Origin of the sequence: Leptolyngbya sp. FACHB-671, assembly GCF_014695745.1 — a bacterium.
Taxonomy (GTDB): domain Bacteria; phylum Cyanobacteriota; class Cyanobacteriia; order Elainellales; family Elainellaceae; genus JAAUTN01.
On record NZ_JACJOV010000054.1, the window covers coordinates 1 to 5,381 of the forward strand.

Sequence of the window (5,381 nt, forward strand, 5' to 3'; positions counted from 1 at the left end):
TGCACTGCTTACACTTGTAGCATTGTCTCCCTCGACGATGCCCGTTCTTAGCGACTTGAGTTGAATTACATTGAGGACATTTCATTCTTCTATCATGCCAAACCAAGCATTACCCTTGCAGCAACGCCACTTTTCAAAATCCGGTTGACATGAGATTTAACAGTGCCTTCACCGATGCTCAAAGCAGTCGCAATATCGGCATTACTCATCCCCTGAGCCAGTGAACGGAGGACTGCCAGTTCTCGTTCACTCAGTTCTGGATTGCTGAGCCGCTGTACTAACTTTGCTCCCACATCAGGCGGAATGTACTTCTGCCCCCGATGAACGGTACGAATGGCATTTAGAAGCTCGTCAGGTTCGTTTCTTTCAATAGATATCCTTTTGCGCCTGCCTGCAATCCCCGATAGATATCTTCGTCGCTATCATACGTAGCCAGTGCAATAATCCGAGCCGATTTAGCCGTCGCACAAATTGCACCGATAGCGGCAACTCCTTCCACTTCCGGCATTCGCAGATCCATCAGTGTGATACCCGGTTGGTGTTCCTCAAATAACGCGATCGCTTGTTCCCCATTCTCGGCTTGGGCAATCACTTGCATCTCTGGGTCACGGTTAATAATCGTGGCTAATCCTTGTCGAAAAATAGCATGATCGTCCGCAATCAGAACTCGAATTGGGGGTGTGGGGTGTGGGGTGTGAGATGTGGATTAGTCATTTCATCCTACACCCCAACGACTACGATAATCTCTGTTCCCTGCCCAGGTTGACTCCGAATCGTCAGTTGTGCGCCGATGCGCTCTGCCCGTTCGCTCATGCCGAGTAAGCCAAAACCCTTAGAGGACGGGATGCTTCCAACCCCAAAGCCCTGCCCATTGTCTCTCACGCGCAAGCAAACCTGGTCGCGATCGTAGGCTAGCTCCACTCGAATTTCGTCAGCATTGGCGTATTTGATCGCATTGGTTAATGCTTCCTGCCCCATCCGCAGTAGGTTATTCTCGACTTCAGTGGGGAGAGCATACGCTGTCCCCTTGACCTCATAATACAAAGTAGTATCGTTTGCAGCTGCTCTGATTTGAGCGACGAGACGATGGAGAGCGCTCTGTAAATTGCCTTCCTCCAAAAGCTGAGGACGGAGCGCGACGACCGATCGCCGTGCTTCAACCAGTCCAGTTCGCGCCAATTCTTTGATCAGGTCTAGATGTGCCCCAGTTGCTTCTACATCATCCGTGAGCACCTGTTTTGCCGCTCCCACCTGAGCCAGAATGCCTGTAAAGGACTGAGCGAGTGTGTCGTGTATCTCACGTGCCATGCGGTTGCGCTCCTCTAAAATTGAGGCTTCTTCTGCTTGCTTCAGCGCCGTAATATCTCGTGCCAGCCAAATCACCTGGTCGTAGTCGATTGGAGCAATGCGAGCCGAAAACCAGGCTTTTTGTTCAGCTATCTGCAAGCTGTACTCAACTGTGAGCATTTGTTGGGTTCTCAGTACTTGCCGAATGTAACTCAGGAATTCATCGGATTGTTCTTTTTCAAAAATCTGGTGCAGTGTTTGACCAATCTGCTCCTCAATAGGTCGATACAACCGATTCGGTTTCACTTCGACTGCTTCGACCAGTCGCCCTTCAGCAGTAAGGACAAACAGCGGATCGGGAATGGCTGAAACGAGTGCCCGCAGTTCTGCTTCAGAGGCTTGTAGGGATTGAGTTCGCTCTTCTACCTTCCTTTCCAATGTTTCGGTATAGTTTGCTAACTGTTCATATAACCGAGCATTCTCTAGTGAAATTGCTGCCTGAGCCATCAAAAGTTTGAGGACTTGTAAGCGATCGCGGGTAAACACTTCGGTACTAAGATTGTTCTCCAAATAAAGGATGCCAATCAGTTGACTTTGCTTGAGAATTGGCATACAAAGGAGCGATCGCGTCTGTTGGTGTTGAATATGAGGATCAGTCAAAAAAGATGGTTCGCTGACTGCATCATCAAACACCAGAGTTTCTTGAGTACGTTCTACTGAGTAAATGACGGGGACAGGAATCGTTGCACAGTCAGTAACAGCGATCTTTTCCAGGTTGCACTGTCTACTCCCACTGCACCGAGCCACCACAGTGAGTTGATCGTCTTCTAGGAGCACTAGAGCGCCTGTTTCGGCTCCGGCATTTTCTATCACCACCTGCATTAACGTGGCGATCAATTGATCGAGATGGATGATTTCTGAAAGAGCTTGAGCTGCTTTCATTACCGCAGCCAAATCGATCGCGCTGTCTAAGCGAGCAGAAGTAGTTCCAGAAGTTGTATGGATTGGCGTGTAGGTCACAACCGGTGATTGAGAAAAGAACTGCGGGTAGCGAGTTTCTAAATCTTTGACTTTTGCCATCGCTCCCCATCTTTCATAGCAGTAGTGTGCTTCTTTCATGTAGAGCTGGGCAATCTTTTCCCGACCTCGCGCTAGATAATGTTTTGCCGCTAATTCATAAGCTAATGCTTCTTCCTGAATATACTCATTTTCTCTGGCTCCTTGAATCGCCCGTTCATAAAACTCTTCAGCCTCAACAAACTGCCCTAAAACTCGCGCTTTCTCTGCCTCGACTAGATAAAATTTATGGAGATAATTCATTGGGGCGTGTTCTGCCCATTTCTGCATTTTTTCTTGGTTGGTATTAACACAGTTTAGCCAAGCTACTTTTTCAGAGTTTGAAGCATCAGGTGATAGGCTCAAAAGCGCTAGAGAATGATAGAAACAGAATATAGGTAGACTTATTATTGCTGACACCTCTTCAAAATGTTGCCTTGCCACAACGGCGGTTTGTACAGCTTGATGGTGTTCTCCAAATAGATAAAACAGCATGACTTTGTGTGAATAGAGTATTTGGATTACAGTTCCATCTTTAACTACAATAGCGTGTGATAACGCCTCCTCTTCATTACACACCCGACCAACTAAGCGACTGGGATTCTCAGACCTATCTAACAAATTAAGAATGGTCTGCCACACTATTGCAATCCAATTCGAGGGCCTTGCCCGTCTGATTTGATTGATCGCTTTGCTATAGGTTGCTGTTTTTTGTTCCAGTTGGGTGAGTTCCTCTCCAGCAGAAAACGAGTTATAGCATACGTTATAGGCAGCATAACCAGCACATTCAAAGTCTCCAGTTTCCACTCCACTTTGATAGGCATCAGCCAGCATGGGTATTATGTTCCTAAGATGCACCTTCCATTGCATGATATGGGTAGCCGAAAACCTTAGGGTTCTAGCCTTGCCTCTTTTGTTATTCAATCGTTCTGCCGAGGTAAGAGCCAATTGACCAAATTTATAGCCGAGTTCAATGTCTTGAACAACTCCACATAGAACAAATCCGTAGGCAGCATAATACATCGGTGACCAGATAGTATTACCGTAGTTGATTGATAAATTGACCGTTTTGCATATAATCAGTATCCACAGTGCTGGTAACGTTATAAATGCAGCAGACCCTATATTCGCTAGGATTGTTATAGCTGCCAGTGGTTCTGGTGCAGCAATCTTTGGTAAATTAGTCAAGTCTTCGATTTCTCGTTCAGCGAGTAGTGCAGCCGTTGACTCCAATTCCCTTTGAACATCTAACTGACTTGGATTTTCTATTAAATCTATTCCCAAGAGCTTTAACGCTTCCAATCCAGTTTTGAGTGTTTCTTTCAGGTTACCCTGCGACAAATATCCTTGAATTCTGCTATGGTAAACCTGCACTTTGTCAACCACTGTTTTGGCACGATCAAGTACCACTTCTACCAACTGTTCCATCTCATCAAAGCGACCCTGAAGATACGCCGCTTCTGCTGCTTCTGAGTACAGCGCTAAGGTGAGATCATACTCACTCTGCCAACTCTCTGAAGTGAGGAGTTTAAGCCCTGTCGTGAAATACTTAAAAGCTGCTTCATGAGCCGTTGCTGCCTTTGCTTTCTGACCTGCCATTAAATTCAATCTGGCAATTTCAGTTCGTTCTGATCGAGCAGTGACAAGCTCCGTTCCTTGATTGAGATGATCGATGATTTCAAACAATCGCTCGGATCGTTGCTCTGATGAAGTTTTTTCGAGCAAATTGCGACTGATTTGAAGATGAACCACTTGTTTCTGCGATTCATCAATCAAAGCATAAGCCGCTTGCTGAACGCGATCGTGCAGAAACTTATACTCTTGAACTAACAAATCTTCGTCCAATTCAGACAGAGGTTGAATTAATCCCGCTTGTATTGCTACAAGTAGATCCTGGAAAATTGCTTTCGATAATTTTTCACAAATGATGGCTAACGTCTCTAAATCAAATTCAGCCCCGACACAAGCCGCGATGCAGAGAACTTGCTGTGTTGCCTCCGGTAGTTTTTGCAACTGACGCAGCAGCAACTCCACCACATTATCGGTGATAGCTTGAGCTTCAATCTCAGCTAGGTTCCACTGCCAAATCAACTGTTGGGCATCAAAGGTCAACAGGCTTTCGCTATGCAGCAGCTTCAAAAATTCACCCACAAAGAAAGGGTTGCCCTCGGTTTTACGCAACACGACTTGGGCTAAAGAACGAACGGTATCAGGATTGTGATGTAATGTCTCAGCTATCAGTTGACTCAACGGTTCCAGTGTTAAGGGGGTCAGGATGATTTCCTGAAATACTGCTCCCTGGTTTCGCAGGTTCTCTAACGTTAAGACCAACGGATGCGTTGGAGTCAGTTCGTTATCTCGGTAGGCTCCGATCAAAAACAGATACTGGATTTGCTCATCAAGTAAGATGAGTTTGATTAGCTTCAAAGTCGCAGAATCGATCCACTGTAGATCGTCTAAGAAAATGACCAAGGGATGCTCTTTTGCACAAAACGCCCGCACAAACCTTTGAAAGGTGAGATTGAAGCGATTCTGTGCTTCTGTTGCTCCAACTTCGGGCACAGGCGGCTGCTTCCCAATGATCAACTCAACTTCGGGGATGACATCAATGATGAGTTGCCCATTACTTCCTAACGCTTCTAAAAGATGCAATTGCCACTGTTGCAACTGCTCATCAGGTTCACTCAGCAATTGTTGCACCAATTTTTGCAAGGCATCTGCGATCGCGCTGTAGGGAATATTGCGCCCAAATTGGTCAAATTTGCCAGAGATAAAATAGCCGTGCTTTGCGGTGATCGGTTTATGGAGTTCCTGCACCAATGCCGTTTTGCCAATGCCAGAATAACCAGAGACCAGCATCATTTCACTGCATGAGGGTGTAGGGTGTTTTTCCCGATTTCCGGCTCCCGATTCCCGATTCCCCGTCACTCTGTCAAACGCTACCCATAATGCTTCGATCTCCGCTTCTCGCCCATACAGTTTTTGAGGAATACGGAACTGCTCGGAAACATCTTGCAGTCCCAACGATATCGCGTTAA

Annotated in this window: 4 protein-coding genes; all 4 read right to left on the reverse strand. The window is 46.3% G+C overall.

Features of this window, described 5'->3' with window-relative positions:
• Nucleotides 1–85: transposase-like zinc-binding domain-containing protein (locus H6F93_RS35655; protein WP_524537882.1), on the reverse strand; the 85-nt coding region annotated here is incomplete at its 3' end.
• A 7-nt stretch (nt 86–92) separates the two neighbouring features.
• Entirely contained in the window at nt 93–293 is a 201-nt protein-coding gene (locus tag H6F93_RS35660; RefSeq protein WP_524537898.1) for a helix-turn-helix domain-containing protein, read from the reverse strand.
• A gap of 47 nt (nt 294–340) precedes the next feature.
• A complete protein-coding gene (locus H6F93_RS35665; RefSeq protein WP_524537899.1) occupies nt 341–673 on the reverse strand; it encodes a response regulator in 333 nt (110 codons plus the stop codon).
• Nucleotides 674–720: 47 nt separating this feature from the next.
• Complete coding sequence (locus tag H6F93_RS05280; RefSeq protein ID WP_206755705.1) at nt 721–5,367, reverse strand: AAA family ATPase; 4,647 nt, start codon at nt 5,365–5,367, stop codon at nt 721–723.
• Between the last annotated feature and the right edge of the window lie 14 nt (nt 5,368–5,381).